Origin of the sequence: Intestinibacillus sp. NTUH-41-i26, from assembly GCF_032769475.1 — a bacterium.
Classification (GTDB): Bacteria; Bacillota; Clostridia; order Oscillospirales; family Butyricicoccaceae; genus Agathobaculum; species Agathobaculum ammoniilyticum.
Window position 1 is genome coordinate 839,937 of the sequence record NZ_CP136477.1, and the last position, 22,110, is coordinate 862,046.

Genomic DNA, 22,110 nt, shown 5'->3' on the forward strand with positions numbered 1-22,110 from the left:
AAACAATTTTAAAATAGTCTCGCTCGGCGGAAAACAATCTATACCAATAATACTATTATTGCAGTTCTATTTTACGGCGTTTTTCAAAAATTTTCAATAAAATAAAATTTAAGCCTGTTTTGCGTAACCCATCCAATTAAATAACACATAAATCGACTATTTGTGACGAAAAATTCAAAAAAATATTTCTGGAGAAATTTAAGTTTTTCGTCACAAATGAGGATAACTTGGTGTTATTTAGATAGAGGGGGAGAAAACATTCATTATCTTTTCGAGCGTCAAGAAAGATTATCTAAATATTCTCCCTCTCTACGTTAGAGAATAAAGTTCCAGATTTTTTGTTGGCGCGAAAATACTTGGAACAATTCTTAATACCTACAGAAAGAAGGGATATTTTAATTCAAAAAGCTAAACATTTGATCGCAAAAACGAGAGTTAAAGTAGTATGAATTTTATTTAAGAGTCTAGTTCATTTTGCAACTCAATTCTCTATTGTCAAAACGGGAGGCTCGTAACATGAAGCAGATAAAAGATATGTTTTTAATTCGCAAAGCAATGTCATTTATATTAATTCTATCCCTATTAACCGTCCCTGCTTTTGCCGCTACAAATACTAAAAGCGCCAATTTTAGTTGTAATAGCACACCACCGTCGGGATTTAATCTTTTTCACCCGACTACAGGATCGATCACTGGCACCTATAATTCTGCCTCTACAACCGTTTCCACTAAGGTTAACTTCAGCTATACCACAGCAGCAGTGTCTAAAATCAATGCATACAATACTTCTAAAAAGTATACTGGTATTGATATAAAGGATGTCGGGAATTCTTTCCATGCGTATTCGGTTACAAGTACCGCGCCAAATATTAAAACAGACATTGAAACGAATAGTGGCCATGACTATTACAATGAAGCCGAAATTGTCATATTTGGCTCTTTAACTGCTGGAAAAACCTATAGCATGACAGCTTCCTGGACCGACTATCGCAAGGGTTTTCTCAGCAACGTATTTAGAGTACATGCCGAGCTGAGCGAAAAAGGTGTTTCAGATTATAACGTTATTGCGGGAGGCTATAAACAATTGGCCGATCTATCTTATGGTAAAACCGCAGGGTATCCTTGAACTGTTCAACTAACTTATCACGCTTAGACAGAAACGGAGGTTTTATTCATGAAAAAGTTTTGGGGATTAAGTATTGTTGCGCTATTGCTTTGTCCAACTATACTATTTGGCAGCTTCGCAAGTGCAGATAGCACCTCTCCCATAATACAGCCGCAAAATATCCAAACTCGTAATCAATTGGCAGAATACGTTGATAACATAAATAATATCAATCACACAATAGATCAAACAGTGGAATCCTCTTCCCACATTGCGGCTACTATTACTTTTTCCCAATACCTCTCTTTTGATGAACTGCAAACTTATATCAGCAATTATGATGTTGAATTACAACAAATTCAACTCAGGGGTATAATGGAAGATGGCACACGAGTAACTATCGCAACGCTTACCGATAAGGGTATGGAATATACCGAGAATTTGATGTATACTCAAGCGGCAGAACAAAACTTTAATCTGGTTGGGATTACAGATGTATACGCATACATTTCTCCTAATCAAATTGATGAATTATCAAATGATAATTTAACATATCTGGTCGATACCTCGGGAAACGATTCTGGTAATGGAATTACAGCCGTAAATGACGAGAGTGGAGCGACTTCGTCTTCGGTATTCCCGAAATCCTTAACTTGGGAGCTTGAAGAACTGGGTTTGCTGTAAAAAGGTAGCATCATGCGGACAAAAATTATCATAGGCTTAGTAATTCTTGTTTTTATCTTTTCCGGATACTGGTTATTGAGTCCCGTCGAATATCAGGTTCCTCCTGAATATGATTGCTTGCATATTTCTGTTTCCGGTGCGCCAGCATTTGAAATCAGCGATCCTGATACAGTAGAATCTCTAGTTGAAGCTATTAACTCTACTACCTACAGGAAACGAATGCAGCGTATTACAGATGCTCCAGAGAACTTAGCGGCAGTAATTCAACTCGTAGATCGTGATACAAACACATCCGTGGTCGATGTAATTGTCCTGTCGACATATGAAGGGAATCATTCTTTTGGAATATCTGATGGGGACAAGGATTTGATAGCGGTTTCCCCTGATCTGTTAGAAACCTGTATTGATTCTCTGATAGACAGGGTTCAATAAGCACCGGTTCTACAAAGCCCTTAACCGAATCGCATGCTAACGTAACGTCAGACAAGCAACACATCTGCCTTATGATATGCAGATGTGTTGCTTGCTGTTTTTATTTTGTTATACGAATGAACGGTTTATTTTCCAATTGCCGCTCGCTTTTTCAAGCTGCAGCTTGAACTGAGAAACCAGCGTCATACCCGTGCGCCGGTCAAGGTACTGCACCGCTGTATCGGCCGTCACAGTATCGTCCTGTCTGGTGTAGACCGGATTTACCAGCCCCGCGAATACATAGCTTTCATTTTCAATCACCGGCAGTACGCCGCCGCTTGCATAGTAAGAAAGCTCCTGCCCGCTGGCCGCAGGATACAGCTTGAAAAACGCAGTCAAAAACTCCGTGATCTCGGCGCTTTCCTGCGCGGATACCGTGCCGTCCGGCTCGGCTACTTTGGGTGCATAGCCGGACTTTGCAGGCTTGCCCGTTATCGTCGGGTTCCGGATAATCACCATATCGCCCGAATCATCTGCATAAACGCAAACCTCGTATGCAGATGTTACAAGCCTGCTTTCCGTCCCATCCGTAATATCCTGCGATACCGTAAAGATAACGGAATACGCGCTGTCCCCAGCTTGTTCCACAGACCAGACCTGTACATCCTGTACCTTAGAGGATACCGGTATGTCGCTGCGCACCGTATCCGCGTTCAGTGCCTGCAGCCCGTCCGTGAGGTAGTATTTCAGGTTTTCCGTCCGTTGCTCTATTGCAGCCGCAGATTTTTCCCACGAGTAATATACCCTGGCAAAGTTGGTTGTAAAGCTCTCGATTGCATTTGTGTCCGTGACTTCCGCCTGCACCACCGTCGTTTCATGGATGGTGTGCGTATCCACCGCGGTAAAATCCTTATACACCGCGAAAGCAAACGCGCAGACAAGCAGCGCCCACAGCGCGGTCACCACCGGCCGCCGCGTCCCGATATGCAGGACGCGCGGCTTTTTTTTCTTCTGCCTGCTTTTTGTCTCTATTCTGGAACATATCATTTCCCTGCCTTTCTTAAATTCATTGCCTTACCCGTCCGGCGCAGACGAGATGCGCCTGCCAATAGGCGCCCGTCAAATCCGCGTAACCGATCGGATTGCCCGCATGGTACATCCGGTTACCGCCAGCATAAATTCCAACATGCGTGATATAATCCCCGCAGTGGTACGTCCCCTGAAAGAACACCAGATCGCCCGGCTTTGCATCCTCAAACGGGATGTGCTGGGCCGCGTCATACTGCGCCTGCGCGGTGCGCGGCAGCGTGATACCCACCGTACCGAAGCACCATTGCGTCAGGCCGGAGCAGTCAAAGGAGGAGGCGGGAGACGCGCCGCCATAGACATAAGCCCACCCCTGGTACTTTAACGCTTCATTCATAATGGCCTGCACGGCCGCATCATCAAAGTGCGCGGCATACAAATACTGCGATACCAGCCGGACATAAAACATATTGCCGTAGTTATACCGCCAGCCGCCGTTTTCCGCTACCGAAATTTCATTCTCATAAGGTACGCGCACCCCGCCGGACTTTTCCTCCGCGAAAGCCTGTGCCAACTGGAAGCTGTACCTGCCGCCGCGTGCCGCAGCATAATCCAGAAAGCCGCCGCCGTAGTTGTACGCCTGTATCGCGCTGTCCAGATCACAGCCGAGCCGGTCTGCTTTAGCGAGCAGTTCTGCAAAATACCTGCACCCCTGACGGATAGAGCTTTCCGCATCCAGCGAGTTCGGGGGCAGCCCCATGGATTCCGAGGATTGCATCACATCCTCCAGCATGCCGCCGGATTCCACCTGCATGATCGCCAGCAGGACGTTTACATACTCGGATATCCCGTACTGCGCCGCGTACCGTTCCACCATCGGCCTGTATGCCAGCACCTCCGCAGACAGGTCTGCGCCGCCATAATAAACGCCGCCCCCGCCGTTGTCGTCAGATGCAAACAGGATGGCAGCCAGCAGGGGCAGGCAGAAAAGGGCGGCGAGCATCCCTGCAAATGGCAGCGCCAGATATTTCAGCTTCATTTGCCCCCGCCTTTCTCCGCGCCGCCTGCGCGGCTTTCAGGAGAAGCGCCCTTTTTCCCCTGTGTTATCCGGCCGGCCTTGTTGTACGCCTCCTGCCTGTGCGGGGGCGCAGCTTTCATCCGCGCGGCGGGCTTTACTGCGGGCCGTGATACAACGGGCCTGTCCTGCTCCGGTGCGGACGCTTTTCCCTGTCCCGCCGCGGGCTTGTCCGGCGTATCCCGCCGCACCGCAGGACGGTCCGCGGCAGGCGCAGGGGGATGGCCTGTGCGGGCGGGCGCCGCCGCCCGTTCCTGTGCTTTCCCCGTCAGCCGCCGCACCGCACCGCTGGCTTTCCCCTCCACTGGAATAACCGCCGGCCGCTCATGCGGTCCTGTCTCGGGTTGGCGTGCGGCATGTCCCGCAGCAGTCGCCTTTTGCTGGTTATCCTCTGCTGCCGGCCGCGCCTGTCTGGGTGGAGCGGGGGGCTGGGCCTGTACCCCTGGCGCCTGCCCCGTCTGGGAAACATCAGGCACAATGGCCGGCCTTTCATGCGTCTGCGGCGCTGTCTGCCGCTTTGCCGGTTCCGACTGTGCGGGTACTTCCGTCCCGCCATACGCTGCGCCCTGTCCCGCAATACGGCTTTCACGGGCTGCGCCGTCCGGCCTGTCCGGCTGTCCGGCAGGGGAGGCCGGACCGCTGCCCTGCGGCGGCATACCCGTCCCGCCCGCTGCCCCTTTTACAGGCGGTTCCGGCAGCGCCGGTTCGGTATTTCCCGTCCACGCCCTGGCACTGTCCGGCCGGTTCCTCCGTCCGCCGCTGTACCGGCTGCCCGCTGTGTATCCGGCATGGCCGTTTTGCTTACCGCCGCTTTCATTGGCCCTGCCCGCCGCACGCATCGTCCGGTTGAGCCTGTGGAGCTGGTGGTACAGGAACATCCGCGGGCGGTGCATGATATACCGCCCCATGCCGCGCGCGCCGTCGTCATGCAGGGAAAACATGCTGAGCAGATCGCCCAGCTTGAAATAGACGCCCGCGAACACGACCACCTGCAAAAATGCGATAATAAAGAACGGGTAACCGCTGGAAATCCGGTACAGCATGGAAGAAATGCTGAAAGCAATTGTAATGACCAGCGTAATGCCCGCCCTTGCAAATATGGTATTGAACAGCTTGATAACCGCCCTGCGGCCTGTCCCCTCAAACGTCGGCGCCATGCTCAAAACAAACGCTGCGGGCAGGAACATGGCATAGATGATAAAAAGCACCTGCGAAAAGAGCATCATACCGGTAAGCAGGAACACGAAAAACGAAATACCGATATTGAACAGGAACAGGAAAAACACCGTTCCCAGCCGGTTCACCGCTTTCGTGACCGTGAGGTTGGTGTTCCCGTTGTCCTCGATCTCGGCTTTTACGGCGTTTTCTCTGCTTTCTCCGTTGTTTTCACTGGGGCTGGCTGAAATCAGGCTTTCAACACGGTCCGCGCCGATCATGTCCGTATCCGTATCCCCGAATTGCAGGAGCAGCCACGGTTGCTTTACCTGGATGGAAAACAGGCTGTCCCGTATCAGGGAGACGCTGTCCCCGCCGCTGTTATCCGTATCCGGCATGACGATTTTTGTCCCCACGGAAAGGCTCGCCGTACTGATATCCTCGGAAAACTCGTTGAGCCGCCTGACACAGTCCGGCGCATAGGCGATCAACGCGCCGGACAGGACAAAGACCAGCACCATATTGAGCGCCGCACGCACGGCTTTGGTCGTCTCGCGCCTGATAATGCCCGTGTATGCAGCATACGCACCCACAATCAGGATAATCAGCAGGAGGAAGCCCGCGTAAAACCCATCCGAGGAAAGCCCGCTGGGCGAGATACCTGCGATAGCCTGGATATTCCGGCCAACTGCATCCGCCGCATCCGAAATAAAGTCGAGGCTGTACGCTTCCTGCACCAGATAGCCGGACGCGCTGGACAGATACAGGTTTATCGTCCAGATAAAATTCGTGATGCAGTACAGGCCGTACATGACCTGCCTGCCGATACCGTCTATCCAGTTCCACGGCAGCCAGTCCCACCCGTTGTCTACATAAAAATCAAGCTGGTAATTTTCCAGAGGGTAGCGGCTGTACTCGTGCGCTGCGTCCACGGTATCCTCCACCAGCCCTGCCGCGCCCGCGGACGGGCAGAGCGCCGCAAACAGTAAAACGGCGGCCACAAGGAGCAAAACACCCGTGGCGGCCGTCTTTCTGAATAATGCCTTATCCGCTTTTTTGCATGTCATACTCCCACCCCTGCTTTCAGCGGCGGTCTGGTGTCAAAGCTGTGGAACAGGTCTGCAAATATCGGATGGAATTGCACGACGCCCACATGCCCGTATAAGTCCTGCATCAGGCATTGGCCGTTTTCCAAATTCCGCAGCCGCTTTTGACTGTTTTCATCCCCGGTATCCAGGCCGAAAAACTCCAGTGTCTTTTTAATCTCCGCGATATCCGTACTGCGGAACGCGAATTTCAGGCCGATGTTGTTTTTCAGGCTTTCGTCCGCAAGGTCCGCCGCGTTCTGCGTCACAAAATAGACCGCCACGTTCATGGCGCGGCCCGCGCGCACCAGCTTGTTTGCCAGCGTCTTGCCCTGCGCCACGTTCAGGAACGACCATGCTTCATCAAGGTCTACAATCTTGAATACGCTTCGGTCCATATGGATAAAGTCCAGCGCAAAGGTGCTGATAACGATAAGCATAGCGACAGATAAAAGCTCCATCGTCGTATATTCTTCAAAGCGCGTGTCCCTGTCCGGCAGCACCAGACCGGCCACCTGTACGATATTAAGCTGTTTTTCAAGGCTGATAGAACGCTTTACATCACCTGCAGAAAACAGCAAATGCGCAAAATCGTAGTCCGTGAAGCTCTCGATATGGTCTGCGATACTCACCGCAAGCGGCGAGCCCTCCCTGCGTAATTCCTCAATGACACAGAGCAGGCCGCGCCGCCCGCTGTTCGTCACCGTGCGCACCGCCCGCCGCAGGACAGGGAAGCGCCCGCCGTCCCGCGAAGAAATACCGGTTAAGAACGTAAGAATATCTATCGCAAGGCTTTCCGCGTCCTTGGGGCGGCGCATGATGACATAGGGGTCCAGCATACCCCTGTTCTGCCCGTCCGAACACAGGTTTACAATGTTGACCTCGTCCGAGATCTCCGGCAGGTCGTGCTTCCAGTTCCCACGCTCGGCTTTCGGGTCTACAATGAGCGCCCGCGCACCGTTCAGCACTGCGTAGTACACCAGCAGGTTATTGGCAAAGCTCTTGCCGCCGCCGAGCGAGCCGAGGAACGCCGCGGACAGTGCGTTTGTAACCGAGCCTTTCACGCCCTGGCTGGCAAGCGCGGGCTGCAAATACACGTTCCGGCCGGTATCCACGCCATAGCCGATATAGATACCGTCCTTTTCGCCCAGCATTTGCGCCGCGCCGAAGCCGAGGCCGGCAAGAAAGTCGCTCGTCACATACTGGATATAATCATTCATATACCGCCTGCCCGCAGGGATAAACTCATGGTGCAGGCCGGCCATATCGCCCACCGGACGCACTAACTTGACGTTCATATCGTCATAGAAGTCCCGTACCGCATCGCACCGGCGCTTGAGTTCTTCCGCGTCCGGCGCGGTGACGCGCACCACATAGGACAGCTTGTACATGGCCTCCCTGCTTTGCCCAAGTTCGGTTTCCAGTTCGTTTACGCTGTCCAGCGCTTCCGCGACCGTTGTGCCGGTCTCGTCCCCGCTTTCCCATGCGTGGCTGTCCAAATCTTTCAGTTCTTTCTTTTTGTTCCGCACCGTGGACAGGGCTTTCCTGTTGGCGATAATCTCAACGTTCATAGACGTATCCACCGGAAAGGAAAACTGCTGCTGCTGGTAATAGAAAATCTCGGACGACGGGAAATCCAGTTCCCCGACCACATCTGAGACGGTAAAACAGGCGGCAAAGGTTTCCGCATCCTCCCGCACGATACGCAGGTAACGCCCGTGTTCTTCCATGAGGCAGCGTGCGGGCTTGATCAGGTCGTACCGCTTGACGATGGTTTCCCCCTTTAACTTCTTTTTTGGCAATTGGAAGCTGTAACCCTCATACGCGGCGCCGCTCTTTCCGTACAGGTGTTCGAGCAGATAGCCGAAATCGTTTTTATCCAGCCGCCGCACCTTGAAGCGGCGGGAAATCCTGCTTTCCAGCAATTTTTCCATCTTCTGATACCGCAGGATTTCATCATCCGGCATGGACATGAAATCACCCATCAGGGTATGGTTTACATCCCGCAGGAAACCGGAAAAGATATTCGCCGCCTGACGGCCAATATTCCCGCTGTCCTGTTCGTTGAGCAGCAGCTTGAAGCCGATATAAAACCGGTAGTCCGCCTGATTTTCCCCGATCATGGAGATAAGCGCTTCGGTCTGGCCGTCTATGCGCCGCAGGGCGGCCCCGCGCAGCTTGCCGGAAGCGTGCGTTCCGGAACGCTCCTGCGCTGCACGGATACTGGATTCCGTGCTGATCTGCAAGGCGTGTATCCTGCCGTCCCTGTTCTGCGCGATAAGCTGACGGAACGCATCGTGTACCGCTTCTTTCTGCTCCACGCTTAAAAACGAGTAATTATAGGGGATAAGCTCATAGTAAGCGAAGCATTCCCCGTCATGGTTCCACACAAGGTTGTTTTCAATATATTTAATCGGATACTGCATGAATGACCTCACTCCTTACCGTGGTGATCTCGGGCCTGATATGCACCCGCTTCAACTTGACCGGCTTGCCAGCAAAGGTCTGTTTGGGGCGCAGCAGATAGGCCGTATAGGACCTGACAAAGCGGAACGGCTTTTTGCCGTCCCATGTTTTCCGGCTCATAAACCATGTGATACCGGCGGGGACGCCAAAATATTTAAGCAGCGCGCCGTCTATCATGGAAAGCGGCGGCAGCCCGCCCAGCGCCAGCACCGCAAATTCGCACGCGACAAACCATGCCATTTGCGAAAAGGTGATGGGGAACGGCAGGCGCAGGTCGTTGATCGCGTAAATGACCTTTTCCACAGACCATATGCTGCTGTAACTGCGTATTTTCTTCAAAACAAATCCACTCCAATCTGAAATCATCAAGGTAAAAGGGGGCGGGGAACGAGGCCCGCGCCGCCCGCGTCTTTCCCCGCCCCCTGCGTCCGGTTATGGATAACCGCCATGCAGTTACCCACAGCCGGACGCACCCCCACTCCATTCTCGCGGCGTCGCCGCAGAAAGGAAAGCGTTTAGCGTATGATCTCGAAAACACCGTCCCGCGTCTCGACAAACGTCCCCCCAAAGAATAAGTCCCGCCCATAGGCTTCATAGTCTATATAGTTTTGCAGATGCGCCGGTATCTCACCGAACGCGCCTTCCTCCACCATTTGACGCGCCACATCCGCCATATCCTCACAGCCGGACCACAGGATAATATCGTCTGCATGGTCGCACAAATCCTCGATGCTCCCAAAATAACTTTGCAGTTCTTTCAGGTTGTCTTGGATATACTCCGGCAAATCCTCCACCATTTCACACAGGCGGTTGACTTCTTCGATAGACGTGTACTCGTCGATATCAAAGGGCAGCTCGTAGTCATGGATGGCGTATTCTTCATAAAATTCGTTCAGGCCGATGCGCTCCGCCATTTCGTCATAGTCTATGGGCGGTTCAAACCACGCGCCTACCAGTTCACCCTCGTTGTATTTGCCGAGGTTCGCCACATACACCCGCATTTCCTCCATAGTAAGATCGCCTCCTGTCATGCAGGCATAAAAAAACGGCCGGTCCATTTCCGAAACCAGCCGTTACGCGCCAATAATCTGATTAAACAGGGTAAGCAGCACATCCTTGACGCCCGCCGCGTTGAATACAAGGCCGACCGCGATCAACGACACGACCAGAAAACCGATCAGCTTGGTAAACTCACGCTTGAAGCCGAGATAAATGCCGATCACCACGATAGCCATAAGCACAAGCGACTGGGCGTTCGTGAGAAACCAGTTGTACAGGTTAACGCCGAAATTCATTGGTTATATCCCTCCAATCAAAAATGCAGCCCTGGAACAGGGCTGCATGCAAAGTTTTCGTTCAAAGCAGTTTTTCGTAGTCTCTCCCGCCATAGAAAAAACGCAGGATAAACACGGTACTTATGCTTTGGACAACTTTATAAATCATCACATAGTTTTTTATAACAGCACGCCGGTATCCCAGCGCTTTAAGCCGGATATCCCTGCACGGTTCATACATTTCCGGCATTTCCGCTAATCTGGCATAGCACGAATCCACTTCATCCACAAAATCCACCGCGGCGGACGGGCTGCCTAATTCCTTTACCATATAGTTCAGGATTTCATCCAAATCCTGACCGGCAAGGCGCGTGCTTTCCACTTTATAACCCATACTTCGCCCTCAAATCTTTTAGGGCTTGACGTGCATCGCCCGTGGCGCCTGCGCGGATTTCCTCCTCAGCCTGCGCCAGTTTCGTATACACATCCATTAAATACATTTTTTCTTCATAGGCCTTCATCCCCATAATCACCATATCGCCATATCCGTTTTTGGTGATATAAACCGGCTCGGTGGATTCATTGCACATTTTTGAAATTTCGGTGGTGTTTTTCAAATCACGAATCGGTATAATACGCGGCATAAAAAACAACTCCTTTCGTGCCATAATTATACCACATCGCATTTCCTGCTGCAAGTGCGTTACATGATAACCACCTCCCTGATTTCCCGAAGCTGCTGTTCTATGATCTTGCGGTGCTTTTCGGACAACTCCGTACCCGCGATCATTTCCTCCATGACGTTTGTACCGCCTTTGCGGTCTAATTCGAGCAGCATCTTCCATGACGGCGCCACCTGATGGGAAAGCCAGTTCAGCGTTTTTTGCAGGGTGTACGGTTCGGGCTTTGCCGTTAATTTCAGCCGGTCACGGCGTCCGCCAATGAACACCGCCCACATGCTGTTCAGCGGCCAGTCCTCACGCGCCCTGCGGTTATCCCTGTCCACAATCCGCATATACCGGTTGATGATGCCGAACGCGGTGCGTTCCGCATCCTCATAGCTGACAAGATCATACACCGCGAAATAAGCGCGCTCGTTTTTCAGCCGTATCTCAAAGCGGTTTTTGACCTCGGTATCCTCCAGCGGCGTACCGCTTCTGGCAAGCTGCTCGTAGTCCTTTTCATAAATGCAGAAATACAGGTCTGAATCAAACGCCCCAGCGTACAGCGTATGCCCCATGCCGGCGGCGTTTTCTTCCTCATGCCCGCTGATGAACAGCCCTGAACGGTACATGCGGAATTTGCGGAACACCGTGATACATTCGCCGGCGTCGCATTTGCGCATCAGGCAGGGGATATCCAGCAGCCGTACACGGTCATTCAGGGCAAGGTCAATGCGCTTGAACACGCAGTCCTCGTCCAGACAGCGGCGGAAAAAGGAATACCAGTCCCGACCCTGTCCATAGAGAAAGGCTTCCATCTGGCGGCAGCCTTTCCCTTTCAGTTCAAGCAGCACGCCCTTGCTTTCATCCGGCGAGGTATACACGGTGATATCCCCGTGATAAAAGCGGCTGGTGTAGGTGTATGCGCCGCGCGCTTCCTGCGCCATATACTGCATTTTTATCATCAGGATACGCTCGACGACATACCGTACATCCATCGTCTTAAAACGGATGCGTACATAATCGATCAGCAGGAACAGCGCGTCCGGCGCGATAATGTCAAACGCACGCTCTATCCTGCGGCGCACTTCCTTTGTGACAGGTACCCGCCCATTTTCCACGCGGCTCAAATGTTCTGCGGACAGCCCTGCAAGCGCGGCAAATTCCTTTTGCGGGATATGCAGGCTTTCCCTGCGCTGCTTATAACCGTTTTCCTGCCCATTTGTCCGGTTCATTTCACATCCCCTTTGCGTCTTGATTGGAACTTTGGAAAATCAAATTTGGCGGAGAGCCTTGAAAGGCAGACGCGGCAAGGGGTTTTGCCTGTTTTCGGACAGGTGATCTTCCGATTTGTACCCCCCTGTTAGATACAGGGGGGTACGGCATGCGGGCGCGGCTGCGCCGCGCCCGCCATCCGCCCGTGCCGCGCTGGCGGCTTTACGCGCTGCACGCCGCGCGCGGCACGGCGGGAGGTGCGGGCAGGCGTAACATTTCCGTCCTTATCCCTTGCTGGCAGCGCCAGTTCAATCCGGCTTTTCATCGGAAACCACTCCCTCCGTCAGCGCGCCGATCTCCCGCAGGAAATCATACCCTTTTGGCACGATTGGCGTATAAAACTCGGTAATCACACCTTTTCCCGTATCTGCGTATCCACGGCCCTTGACGTTCTTGAAGAAAAACTCTTTTCCGGCTTCGCCAAACATCATGCTGTACCCCAGTTCGGACATACGCCCCAGCGCCACACGGAAATTAAACTGGTCGCGGATACCGTCCCCAAGATACTTTGCGTCTGGACGCTGGCAGGCGAGTATCAGGAAATACCCTGCCTGCCGCCCCAGCATGACGATCTGCCTGAGCTTGTTTAGCACGTCCTCGCGTTCGCGGACGTTCAGCATTTCCATGAACGCAACGTATTCGTCGAATATCAGGAAATGCGGCTCCAGACCGAGGCAGGCGTAGTTCCCGCCGGTCCTGTACCCCTGCATGGATTTCATGCTTTCGCTGCGCTGCATCATCCCGTCACAAAACCGGCTGACACAAGCCGCGATATCCTCCTTGCGGTAATATACCTCCGGCGTCACAGTGGACAGGTCCGCCAAATCTGCATTTTTCGGGTCCAGGACATAAAGCGCGGCTTTGGCCTGCAAAAGCGCCTGGATAAGCGTCAGGATAAAATACGTCTTGCCGCCGCCCGTACCGCCTGCAATCAGCATGTGCGGGAGTGTGTCATACTCCCACCAGACATTCTTCATCAGGCGCAGCCTGCCGCCCTCGGCTTTCACTTTGGAGATCGGGATACGGTTTGCCGCCATATCATAAAGAAGCGTATACTCGATAAAGCCGTCCTGCAGCTCGCGGCTGACGAGTTCGCAGTACAGGCCGCTTTCCAGCCTGTTTTCCAGATGCAGGAGCGGCTCCTGATATTTCCCCAGTGTGATTTCCACCCGAAAATGCAAAAGCCCGTTCTCCATGCGGTAATACATCCGCGGAAAACGGGCTGCTTTCGGTTTTGCATCCGTGCCGGATAAATCCTTAAAAAAACTCTCCCGCCTTGTCCGTCCGGCCTGCTCATACCACTGGTTCTCAAGTACCATGCGCGCCAGCTTTTGACGGTGTATGAGTTGACGGACCGTATCAGGGAACAGGCGGTACGCCATAACGGGCGCGGCAGCCCCCGCCAGAAGCGCCGCGATACCGCTGAACAGCAGGCAGGGGACGTTCCAATCCTGCCCGACGATATCCGGTATGGACAGGCTGCGCCAGTCTGTCCGCAGGATGCCTTTCAGGTTCAGCAGTACGAACACCGCCAGCGCCACAGGGAGCGCCGCACAGCAGGCGGACCGGAACACGAGGTCTTTATCCGCCGGACGGATGCGTTTGCCGCGGTACCGGAAACGCTTCACAGGGCTTACGCTTTCTTATCCGGCTGGGCGTCCCTGCGCGGCTGGGCGGGCTGGCCGCTACCCTGTGCGCCGTCACGCTTCGCCAGCACAATATCGTCCGCCTTGATATACCAGTCCACATCCGCATGATTGCCGAACGTCACATGCGCGATTGTGTTCACGACAGGGTTTACCATATCGACTTCGGCATTGTACGCATAATCGCGCAGCGGTACGCTCGCGGGGATGCTTACCTGAATCATACGGCCCTGCGTCCGGCTTTTCAGGTCATAGGTGCGTTCCCTGATTACATCGGAGGGCGTGCCGTCCCCGTTCTGCTCCCGCACCTCGCGCCGCAAGGCGGAGAAAAGCAGCGTGCCAAAGGTTTCTTCCTTTTCAATGGTAATACCGTTTGCCAGTCTCATAAACTTCACCTTTCCTTTCTTACGCCTTAATCATGTCGTCTGCATGGAGGATATAATCAGTAAAGCCGCGGCCGCCTACCACATAGCCCTCCGCGGTGATACGCGGGTTTACCAGCTTTACCGGCTCCATGAAACCAAACTTTTTTTCACCTGCTTTGCCGGGGAGAATGACTTCAATATCATCCGCTGGCTGGATACTGGAAAACAGCTTATAACGCCGCCGGACCACGGCGACCTGCTGATTGTTCCGCTGGGTGTCCCCGCGCCCCAGCTCAAGCGCGCTGCCAAATTCCAGTTTCCCGAAAGTTGTTTCCATGTTGGGGACCACATATTTCAATTCCATAAAAATCCTCACTTTCTGTTATCCTGATGCCTGGTTTACCGCATTACTTCCGCAATACCCGCCATGATATATTCCGCGCAGGGCAGGGCGATTGCGTTGCCGAGCGCGAAACAGCGGGCATGGCTACTGACCTTTTCACCTTTGCAGCCGTATGCCGTCCAGCCCTCCGGCAGGCCCATGAGCCGTTCACATTCCAAGGGCGTAAGGTCACGGACGAAACCGTCCTGCTCTTTCCCCTCATACCAGAACGCAAACGGCTGGCCTACACTGGCAAGCAGAGTTGGGAAGGGTTCGCCGTTTTTGCCGAAGCACGCGCGGAAGCCCCTCTGGTCTCCCCGCTTTGCCATTGACCGCATCCGCCGGAGCTGGAAGGGGAGCACGACGGGTATCTGCCGCCCTGCTTCAAAAGCAGGTATCCGATCTCCGGCGGCGGCGGGCAGCCGGCTTTCGCCGCAAGACGCAGGAAACGGGAACATACCGCGGGGCTTAAATAATACTTCCGCGGCGCGTCCGCCTGCAAAATCCGCCACGACGAACACCCGCCGCCGACGCTGCGAAAGGGCGGGTTCTCCCCAATACTGGGCGTCCATGAGCCGCCAAGCGGTATCAGCCCGTCCCCCTCGCACCATTCCGGCGTGCGCCCAGATACCGCTGTCAGGCACTGGAACTTCGGTATCTGTGAAAGCGCGGAGCACGGCTGCAAAATCCAGCCGGTCATTTGAAGAAAAAGCTCCCGCGACGTTTTCCCAGACAGCGAAAGCTGGATACCGGTTATCTGTTGCATTTCTCATTTCCTCAATAATACGCATGGCCTGATAGAACAGGCCGGATTTACTGCCCGCCAGACCGGTACGGTTGCCGATCTGCGACAGGTTTTGGCACGGTGAGCCAAACGTAACGATATCCACGGGCGGTATTTTGCCGCCGTCTATCTGCGTAATGTCCCCTAAATGGAGCATGTCAGGGAAATGCCGCTTTGTGATGGAAACCGGCGCTTTTGCGATCTCGCTTGCCCACACGGGGACAATGCCGCAGTGCGACGCGGCAAGCGGAAAGACGCCGATACCGTCAAAGAGGCTGCCGAGCCTAAGTGCGGACACGGGCTGGTCCCCTGCGGCCATAATCCCTGCCGTTATTCCGCTTCGGGGATTTGCCGCGAATACGGGACAGGCAATCGCAATGTTCGTCTGGGTCTAAATTTGCCCCGCAGCAGGGGCAGGTGTGATAATACATGGGCGTCTCCTTTCCGTCTGGTTAATTTATTCGTGTATCTGCATAGACACGCTGGGCGGCGGTCTGGCAGGGGGAACAACGGGTTTCGGGCATAAAAATAACCGCGCTGTCAGCGCGGCTCGGTAAGGTATCTGATGGTGCATGCTTCGTTCCTTTCTATGGAAATGGGAAAAGCCGGTCCCTGTTTCCAAAGACCGGCTTTCCGATACGTTTTCTTATTTATACTTTTGATGTGTTAGTTGTTAACTGCCGTCCTGTTTTTTGACACCTGTTTTTACACCAGAATTCTTAATTGGGGGCATTTTGAAGCAGGCTGGAACACGTCTGTTTGGCAATCTGTTATTTCCTGCATTTTAGACCAGAAAGCTAAATTGTTCGGGGATTTCAACCTCTGACGTGACAATTAAGTTGCAGGACGCCCGAAAGTTGCTATAAGCTGTTTCCGCTGAAACCTTGGAGAGAGAACACCAACGGTTTCTCCCCTCTTGTCCGCCCGCGCCGCGCAGGCGCAGTTTCCCCGCTTGACCCAAGCGGAGACGCTTACCGTTTGCGCGGCGGTGCGGGATCGTTGGTGCGCTCAAGGAGATAATCGGTTGAGGTATTATAAAAATCGGCCAGTCCTACCAGTATGGAGAGGGGCATATTATGCTCGCCGTTTTCATAGTAACTATAAGTTCGCTGTGAAATATGCAGATAGCTTGCGACCTGCTGCTGACTCAAATCGTTATCCTCGCGTAAATTTCGTATACGCTTATATAACATATTATCACCTCATTAAATATTTTAACAGAACAAAATATTCTATTGAAATATAGAATAAAATATGCTAAAGTTAATGAGAGGTGATTTGTGTGAACCGATCCATTTATCAGGAATTACAGGCCGCCGCCGAGCGTGTATGCGTCAGCAAGGACGGCCCAGCATGGCAAAACCTGAACCAGGCGCAGGATGAATTTGACGCGCTTCTGCCGCGCGTCCTCCACCGCAGCTTCCGTCGGGTGTGCGACCAGGCGGTTGCCGCGGCCGCAGAGCATGGCGAGGATTGCTTCCTGCTCGGGCTGCGCTGCGGCCTGCTGCTGATGGCGGACGCGCGGGCGCTCGACGGAGCATAGCCGCGCAAGGATTTCCGTGGACTTTGCCCGCCCGCTTTGCTATAATAGGGGCATAGAAAAATCTATGGAGGAATACGGCAATGACCGATGAAAAAATCGCGCGCATCAACGAGCTGGCGAAAAAAGCCAAGGCCGAAGGGCTGAGCGAGGCGGAAAAGGCCGAGCAGAAAGCCCTGCGCGAGGAATATATAGCGGGCTTCCGCAAAAGCTTGAAGGCACAACTGGACCGGACGGTCGTCCTCAATCCGGACGGCACCTCCTACAAGCTGCGGCAGAAAAAAGGCGGGCATTGATGCGCCTGCCGGAGCATGTTGCCGCCGCGATCATGCGCCTGGAGGCGGCGGGGTTTGAAACCTGGGCGGTCGGCGGCTGTGTGCGCGACAGCCTGCGAGGTGATCCGCCGCATGATTGGGATTTGTGTACCGCCGCGCGGCCGGAGGAGATGCGGGCGGTGTTTGCGGGTGCGCGCGTGTTGGAAACCGGCCTGAAGCATGGCACGCTGACCCTGCTGACGGAAGAAGGTCCGCTGGAAATCACGACCTTCCGCGCGGATGCCGGTTATTCGGACGGGCGGCATCCAGACACCGTGTTGTTCGTGCCGGAGGTGCGCGCTGATCTGGCGCGGCGCGATTTCACGGTAGGAGCAATGGCATGGCACCCGCAGCGCGGGCTGTGCGACCCGTTCGGCGGGCGGGACGACCTGAAAAATGGTATCCTGCGCGCGGTCGGCGATCCGGATGCACGCTTCCAAGAGGATGCGCTGCGCATTCTGCGCGCGGTGCGGTTTGCCGCCCAGTTCGGCTTTACAGTGGAGCCGCGGACCGCAGCCGCCATGCGCCGCCAGACAGGGCGACTGGAATGCATTGCCGCCGAGCGCGTGCGCGCGGAGCTGACCGACACGCTGTGCGGACGGTTCGCGCAGCGCGCGCTGATGGGCTTTTCCGATATTTTTGCCGCGGCGCTGCCCGAACTGCGGCCGATGCTCGGCTGCGCCCAGCAAAACCCGCACCATCGGTACGATGTGTGGGAGCACAGCGTCCGCGCGGTCGGGCAGGTGCCGGCAGAACCTGTGCTGCGCTGGTCCATGCTGCTGCACGACTGCGGCAAGCCCGCCTGCAAAACCGTGGATGCAAATGGCGTCGGCCATTTTTACGGCCACCCCAAGGCCAGCCGTGAAATCGCGGCTGGTATCTTGCGCCGCCTGCGTTTTTCGGGCGAGGATACGGCCCGCATCCTGCTGCTGGTCGAACAGCACGACCTCCCTCTGGGCGATAATGGTCGGCAGGTGCGCCGCCGTCTGTCGCAGATCGGGGAGGCCAGGTTCCGCGACCTGCTGGCCATCAAAAAAGGGGACGCGGTCGGACAGGGAACGCATCCGGAGGATATCGCTTGGCTGCATGCGATCGAAAAACGGCTGAACGGCGTGCTGGCGGCGGAGGATTGCTTTTCTCTGCGCCGGCTCGCGGTGGATGGAAACGACATCAAGACGCTCGGCCTGTCCGGCCCGGCGGTCGGGGAGATGCTGCGCGCATTGCTCGACGCGGTGATCGAGGAACAGGCCGCAAACACGCGGGAGGCGCTCCTCGCGCTCGCCCGCGCCCGAATGGAGGAACGACATGACGAGCAAAGAACTGTTTATCGAGACTTATAACAAGAATATCCGCCGCCCGGGCGCGGAAAAGCTGCTGGCGTGGATGGAAAGCACGGACTTTTTCACCGCTCCCGCGTCCACGCGCTTTCACGCCGCGTATGAGGGCGGCCTGCTCGACCACTCGCTTAACGTATACAATGTGCTGATCTCCAAGCACTACGATCCGGCGGGCGATGATATCGAGAGCTTTACGATCGCCTCGCTGCTGCATGATCTGTGCAAGGCGGGCTTTTACAAGACCGAGCTGCGCAACCGCAAGAACGACCGCGGCGAGTGGGAAAAGGTGCCGGTTTACGCGATCGACGACCAGTTTCCCTATGGACACGGCGAGAAATCGGTGTACCTGATCGAGCGCTTCATGCGCCTGAAAACCGAGGAGGCAATGGCGATCCGCTGGCATATGGGCGGGTTTGACGATTCCGTGCGCGGCGGCAGCTTTTCGCTTGCGCACGCATTCGAAAAGTATCCGCTCGCGGTCAAGCTGCATCTGTCCGATCTGGAAGCTACTTATCTGCATGAGAATAGGAGCGAGTAAGGCATGAAAACAAAGGAATATACCCTGCATACCGAACGGGAGGGCCTGTACGACGTGACCGCGCAGGTGCGCGAAGCAGTGCGGGAAAGTGGCGTGCAGAGCGGTGCTGCGGTCATATACTGTCCGCACACGACCGCCGGCATCACGATCAATGAAAACGCTGATCCGGACGTGCGGCACGACTTGCTGCTGGGGTTGCGCGAAGCCTTTCCCGACCGGCGCGCGTTCCGGCATGCGGAGGGGAACTCCGCCGCGCATTTGAAGTCGAGTTGCGTTGGCACGAGCCAACTGGTGCTGGTCGAGGACGGATGCCTGCTGCTGGGGACTTGGCAGGGTGTGTATTTCTGTGAGTTCGACGGCCCGCGCACCAGACGCTTTCAGGTAAAGGTGCTGGGGGATAGCGCCGTCGGATGAGCCTGTTCCGCAGAGGGGATACCGCTGACGGATAGGAAACGGGAAGCATGCTGCAGACCGGCCGTATCCGGCCGGTCTTTGTGTTGCGGATACAAGCAGGACTGTCAGAAAAATGCACAGAATAAAAATATGGTTTTGGGTGAGAAAAAACAAAGAATCACTCCTGCGGAAAATTCTCAGAGAAATTTGAAAAAAAGTACTTGACATTTTGGTTAGCTTATGCTAACTTATATTCAGGTTAGCCGAGGCTTACTGATATGCTCGATGACCGGTGCCGCTTTCGCGGAACGGAGCGGCGCACCATACATACACAGCTTCCTCTGTATTTTGCGCATCTATCCGAACAAAACAGACCGTTAAGACTGCGCGGCCGTATGGCTAACCGCGGCCGCGCTGTTCGGAACGTTGCGGATAAAGGAAACTGATCCGGTAAAAATACAGGGCAGGAGGTGCGTGACAAGATGATGAACCAACTGGACCGACAGCTCGCGGCGTATTGCTCGCCGACGCTGGCGGGGATTAAACCAGCAAGCCTGGTATCGTTCGACCGCGCGCTGTATCCCGATCTGCCACAGCGTCTGAAAACTTACCGCGAGGCGTTTGCCCCGCGCGGCATGTGCTTTGAGATCGTCTGTGCCTGCCGCGGGCGGTATCTGCTGATGGTCTACCAAAAGCAGGCGCTCGAGCGGCATATGGCGGAGCCTTGTGTGCAGCATGTGCTGGCGTCGTTCGGCTACCCAGCCGGCCAGCCGTTGCAGGACCTCTTGCGGGAGCTGAAGCGCAGGATCGCGCTTTCCGAAACCTTCCCGCATGAAATCGGTCTGTTCCTGGGATATCCGATCGAAGATGTCGTGGGGTTTATCCGGAATGCCGGACGGGGCTGCAAGCTCAGCGGCTACTGGAAAGTATATGGCGACGCGCAGGCTGCGTCGCGGTTGTTTGACCGCCTTTCGCGGGTGTGCCGCGCGGTGACAAAACGGATCGAGCAAGGGGAAACGCTGCTCGAGGTGTTTGCCGCGGCATAGGCGCAAAGCGTTTCATAATGCATCTAAAATAATCAACAATAATCAACAGGAGGATTTGACAGAAATGAGCAAAGCTGCAGTAATTTATTGGAGCCAGACCGGCAATACCGAGCAAATGGCAACCGCGATCGCGGAAGGAATCCGCGAGGGCGGCATGGAATGCGATCTGCTGAACGTGGCGGATACCAACGCCGGCGCTGCGGCAGGATACGATAAGATTGCGCTTGGCTGTCCGGCGATGGGCGCGGAGGTGCTCGAGGAAGCGGAGTTCGATCCGTTCTTCACCGAGCTGGAGAACAGGCTCGCGGGCCGCAAGGTCGCGCTGTTCGGCTCCTACGGCTGGGGCGACGGACAGTGGATGCGCGACTGGGTGCAGCGCACCAACGATGCAAACGCCAATATTTACACGGACGAAGGCCTGATGATCAACGAGACGCCCGACGAAGACGGGCTGGCCAAGTGCAGGGAGTTCGGCAAAGGCTTTGCCGCTTACTAAGACAATTTCCCGCGCCGGCGCGCCTTTTTCGCGCGAAGCGCGTATTCGATTGGCTTTCCGCGGTTTTCCGCGGAAAGCCGCGGAAACACACAGCGTGTGTTTGAATACCCGTGCGGAGAAAGGCTTCGCGTGCCGGAGCGTTTCGAAGCAGCAGGCGCATCCGCGCGCAGCGCGGTGTCCCTCGATGGAAGCCGTCGGCTTCCATCGAAAATAAACCGGTCATACCCGCCGCGACGGCGGTGGTTATGATACAAATATCCTTTCTTGTCCCGGGGGAAACCCCAGGGTATACTGCCCGGTATGCCCAACATAACATGAGCCCGCGGCTGTCCGGAACAACGGCTGCGGGCTTCCTCCTGCCCGACTGGCAGGAATGGGAAGCACTGTACAAATTAGCTGCCGCAAACCCTGCTGTTCTTGGTGAGAATTGACAAACCTGTTCCGGTCCGCTTGACAAATAAAGTTAGCGATGGTAAACTTAGCACGGTTAAGGGGTTAGAAAGAGCTAACCCCTGCTTTACAGGGTTTGGGTTAGCTCCTACTAACAAAGAAAAGGAGAGGATTGCTATTATGCCGCTTACGATGATAGACGCCGGTGTGGAGACTACGGTAAAACAGATCCACGGTCGGGATCAGACACGCCGGTTCCTGCAGAACCTTGGTTTTGTCGAGGGGGCGAAGGTGAGGGTCGTCTCTTCTTTGCAGGGCAACCTGATCGTATCCGTAAAAGACGTCCGCGTTGCGATTTCGCAGCAGATGGCGTCTCGTATCTATGTCTGAAGGGGGAAAAACAATGGGCAATCTGAGAACTACGCCGTGCGGCGCAACTGTTACCGTGCGTAAGATCGAGGGCGAGGGCGCGACCCGTCGCCGCATCATGGATATGGGGCTGACGCGCGGGGCTGAGGTATATGTCCGCAAGGTGGCGCCGCTGGGCGATCCGATCGAAGTCACGGTGCGCGGCTATGAGCTTTCGCTGCGCAAGGCGGATGCGGAAAAAGTACTGGTTGACTAAAAAATTGCACATAGGTTAGCGAAAGCTAATTGAAAGG

Annotated in this window: 28 protein-coding genes; 12 read left to right on the forward strand and 16 right to left on the reverse strand. The window is 54.7% G+C overall.

Features of this window, described 5'->3' with window-relative positions; all coding sequences use genetic code 11:
* Window positions 1-516 precede the first annotated feature (516 nt).
* The 3 genes from RX717_RS04175 to RX717_RS04185 are packed head-to-tail and all read left to right on the forward strand — an operon-like array spanning window position 517 to window position 2,220.
* Window positions 517-1,125: a hypothetical protein gene (locus RX717_RS04175; protein ID WP_107631388.1), complete on the forward strand. Its 609-nt coding sequence runs from the start codon at window positions 517-519 to the stop codon at window positions 1,123-1,125.
* A gap of 48 nt (window positions 1,126-1,173) precedes the next feature.
* The gene (locus tag RX717_RS04180) at window positions 1,174-1,788 is read left to right on the forward strand and encodes a hypothetical protein (protein WP_107631389.1); all 615 of its coding nucleotides are present in this window, start codon (window positions 1,174-1,176) and stop codon (window positions 1,786-1,788) included.
* A 12-nt stretch (window positions 1,789-1,800) separates the two neighbouring features.
* Entirely contained in the window at window positions 1,801-2,220 is a 420-nt protein-coding gene (locus tag RX717_RS04185) for a hypothetical protein (RefSeq protein WP_159068138.1), read from the forward strand.
* Window positions 2,221-2,328: 108 nt separating this feature from the next.
* On the opposite strand, the gene RX717_RS04190 is transcribed toward RX717_RS04185, so the two are convergent.
* The 16 genes from RX717_RS04190 to RX717_RS04265 all read right to left on the reverse strand — a co-directional run bounded on the left by RX717_RS04190 (window position 2,329) and on the right by RX717_RS04265 (window position 16,587).
* A complete protein-coding gene (locus RX717_RS04190; protein ID WP_316960563.1) occupies window positions 2,329-3,246 on the reverse strand; it encodes a conjugal transfer protein in 918 nt (305 codons plus the stop codon).
* A 19-nt stretch (window positions 3,247-3,265) separates the two neighbouring features.
* Complete coding sequence (locus RX717_RS04195; protein ID WP_107631391.1) at window positions 3,266-4,264, reverse strand: bifunctional lytic transglycosylase/C40 family peptidase; 999 nt, start codon at window positions 4,262-4,264, stop codon at window positions 3,266-3,268.
* Window positions 4,261-6,522, reverse strand: coding sequence for a CD3337/EF1877 family mobilome membrane protein (locus RX717_RS04200; protein WP_316960564.1), 2,262 nt, complete (start codon window positions 6,520-6,522; stop codon window positions 4,261-4,263). Before RX717_RS04200 ends, RX717_RS04195 begins: the two co-directional genes overlap by 4 nt.
* Window positions 6,519-8,966, reverse strand: coding sequence for an ATP-binding protein (locus RX717_RS04205; protein WP_316960565.1), 2,448 nt, complete (start codon window positions 8,964-8,966; stop codon window positions 6,519-6,521). Before RX717_RS04205 ends, RX717_RS04200 begins: the two co-directional genes overlap by 4 nt.
* The gene (locus RX717_RS04210) at window positions 8,950-9,309 is read right to left on the reverse strand and encodes a conjugal transfer protein (RefSeq protein WP_442908791.1); all 360 of its coding nucleotides are present in this window, start codon (window positions 9,307-9,309) and stop codon (window positions 8,950-8,952) included. Before RX717_RS04210 ends, RX717_RS04205 begins: the two co-directional genes overlap by 17 nt.
* Before the next feature lie 212 nt (window positions 9,310-9,521).
* Window positions 9,522-10,016, reverse strand: coding sequence for an antirestriction protein ArdA (locus tag RX717_RS04215; protein ID WP_316960566.1), 495 nt, complete (start codon window positions 10,014-10,016; stop codon window positions 9,522-9,524).
* Between the two features lie 63 nt (window positions 10,017-10,079).
* Window positions 10,080-10,301, reverse strand: coding sequence for a hypothetical protein (locus RX717_RS04220; protein ID WP_107631395.1), 222 nt, complete (start codon window positions 10,299-10,301; stop codon window positions 10,080-10,082).
* A 61-nt stretch (window positions 10,302-10,362) separates the two neighbouring features.
* Window positions 10,363-10,674 carry a type II toxin-antitoxin system RelE/ParE family toxin gene (locus tag RX717_RS04225; RefSeq protein WP_107631396.1) on the reverse strand — a complete coding sequence of 104 codons (312 nt, stop codon included), beginning with the start codon at window positions 10,672-10,674 and terminating at the stop codon, window positions 10,363-10,365.
* Window positions 10,664-10,948, reverse strand: coding sequence for a type II toxin-antitoxin system Phd/YefM family antitoxin (locus RX717_RS04230; protein WP_442908792.1), 285 nt, complete (start codon window positions 10,946-10,948; stop codon window positions 10,664-10,666). The genes RX717_RS04225 and RX717_RS04230 overlap by 11 nt, the downstream gene beginning before the upstream one ends.
* 35 nt (window positions 10,949-10,983) lie before the next feature.
* Window positions 10,984-12,177: a replication initiation factor domain-containing protein gene (locus tag RX717_RS04235; RefSeq protein WP_107631398.1), complete on the reverse strand. Its 1,194-nt coding sequence runs from the start codon at window positions 12,175-12,177 to the stop codon at window positions 10,984-10,986.
* Between the two features lie 128 nt (window positions 12,178-12,305).
* Window positions 12,306-12,482 (reverse strand): hypothetical protein, encoded by a 177-nt coding sequence (locus RX717_RS04240; RefSeq protein ID WP_316960567.1) that lies wholly within the window; start codon window positions 12,480-12,482, stop codon window positions 12,306-12,308.
* The gene (locus tag RX717_RS04245) at window positions 12,466-13,845 is read right to left on the reverse strand and encodes an FtsK/SpoIIIE domain-containing protein (RefSeq protein ID WP_316960568.1); all 1,380 of its coding nucleotides are present in this window, start codon (window positions 13,843-13,845) and stop codon (window positions 12,466-12,468) included. Before RX717_RS04245 ends, RX717_RS04240 begins: the two co-directional genes overlap by 17 nt.
* Before the next feature lie 5 nt (window positions 13,846-13,850).
* The gene (locus RX717_RS04250) at window positions 13,851-14,249 is read right to left on the reverse strand and encodes a YdcP family protein (RefSeq protein WP_107631400.1); all 399 of its coding nucleotides are present in this window, start codon (window positions 14,247-14,249) and stop codon (window positions 13,851-13,853) included.
* Between the two features lie 19 nt (window positions 14,250-14,268).
* Window positions 14,269-14,592, reverse strand: a complete 324-nt coding sequence (locus tag RX717_RS04255) for a YdcP family protein (RefSeq protein ID WP_107632167.1) — start codon at window positions 14,590-14,592, stop codon at window positions 14,269-14,271.
* 35 nt (window positions 14,593-14,627) lie between these two features.
* Window positions 14,628-15,692 (reverse strand): DNA cytosine methyltransferase, encoded by a 1,065-nt coding sequence (locus RX717_RS04260; protein ID WP_186949899.1) that lies wholly within the window; start codon window positions 15,690-15,692, stop codon window positions 14,628-14,630.
* Window positions 15,693-16,365: 673 nt separating this feature from the next.
* The gene (locus RX717_RS04265; protein WP_107630905.1) at window positions 16,366-16,587 is read right to left on the reverse strand and encodes a helix-turn-helix domain-containing protein; all 222 of its coding nucleotides are present in this window, start codon (window positions 16,585-16,587) and stop codon (window positions 16,366-16,368) included.
* Between the two features lie 89 nt (window positions 16,588-16,676).
* Here RX717_RS04265 and RX717_RS04270 point away from each other — a divergent pair, with 89 nt between their 5' ends.
* The 9 genes from RX717_RS04270 to RX717_RS04310 all read left to right on the forward strand — a co-directional run bounded on the left by RX717_RS04270 (window position 16,677) and on the right by RX717_RS04310 (window position 22,073).
* Window positions 16,677-16,937, forward strand: coding sequence for a hypothetical protein (locus RX717_RS04270; protein ID WP_054327734.1), 261 nt, complete (start codon window positions 16,677-16,679; stop codon window positions 16,935-16,937).
* An 80-nt stretch (window positions 16,938-17,017) separates the two neighbouring features.
* On the forward strand, window positions 17,018-17,230 hold the full coding sequence (locus RX717_RS04275; protein ID WP_054327735.1) for a DUF896 domain-containing protein: 213 nt from the start codon (window positions 17,018-17,020) through the stop codon (window positions 17,228-17,230).
* On the forward strand, window positions 17,230-18,588 hold the full coding sequence (locus RX717_RS04280) for a CCA tRNA nucleotidyltransferase (RefSeq protein WP_107630904.1): 1,359 nt from the start codon (window positions 17,230-17,232) through the stop codon (window positions 18,586-18,588). Before RX717_RS04275 ends, RX717_RS04280 begins: the two co-directional genes overlap by 1 nt.
* Window positions 18,554-19,123 (forward strand): HD domain-containing protein, encoded by a 570-nt coding sequence (locus RX717_RS04285; RefSeq protein ID WP_054327737.1) that lies wholly within the window; start codon window positions 18,554-18,556, stop codon window positions 19,121-19,123. The genes RX717_RS04280 and RX717_RS04285 overlap by 35 nt, the downstream gene beginning before the upstream one ends.
* A gap of 3 nt (window positions 19,124-19,126) precedes the next feature.
* Window positions 19,127-19,537 carry a secondary thiamine-phosphate synthase enzyme YjbQ gene (locus RX717_RS04290; protein ID WP_054327738.1) on the forward strand — a complete coding sequence of 137 codons (411 nt, stop codon included), beginning with the start codon at window positions 19,127-19,129 and terminating at the stop codon, window positions 19,535-19,537.
* Window positions 19,538-19,998: 461 nt separating this feature from the next.
* Complete coding sequence (locus tag RX717_RS04295; protein WP_054327739.1) at window positions 19,999-20,562, forward strand: DUF3793 family protein; 564 nt, start codon at window positions 19,999-20,001, stop codon at window positions 20,560-20,562.
* A gap of 64 nt (window positions 20,563-20,626) precedes the next feature.
* On the forward strand, window positions 20,627-21,058 hold the full coding sequence (locus RX717_RS04300) for a flavodoxin (protein WP_054327740.1): 432 nt from the start codon (window positions 20,627-20,629) through the stop codon (window positions 21,056-21,058).
* 570 nt (window positions 21,059-21,628) lie between these two features.
* Window positions 21,629-21,838 (forward strand): FeoA family protein, encoded by a 210-nt coding sequence (locus tag RX717_RS04305; RefSeq protein ID WP_207724445.1) that lies wholly within the window; start codon window positions 21,629-21,631, stop codon window positions 21,836-21,838.
* Between the two features lie 13 nt (window positions 21,839-21,851).
* Complete coding sequence (locus RX717_RS04310) at window positions 21,852-22,073, forward strand: FeoA family protein (RefSeq protein ID WP_054327742.1); 222 nt, start codon at window positions 21,852-21,854, stop codon at window positions 22,071-22,073.
* Window positions 22,074-22,110 lie beyond the last annotated feature (37 nt).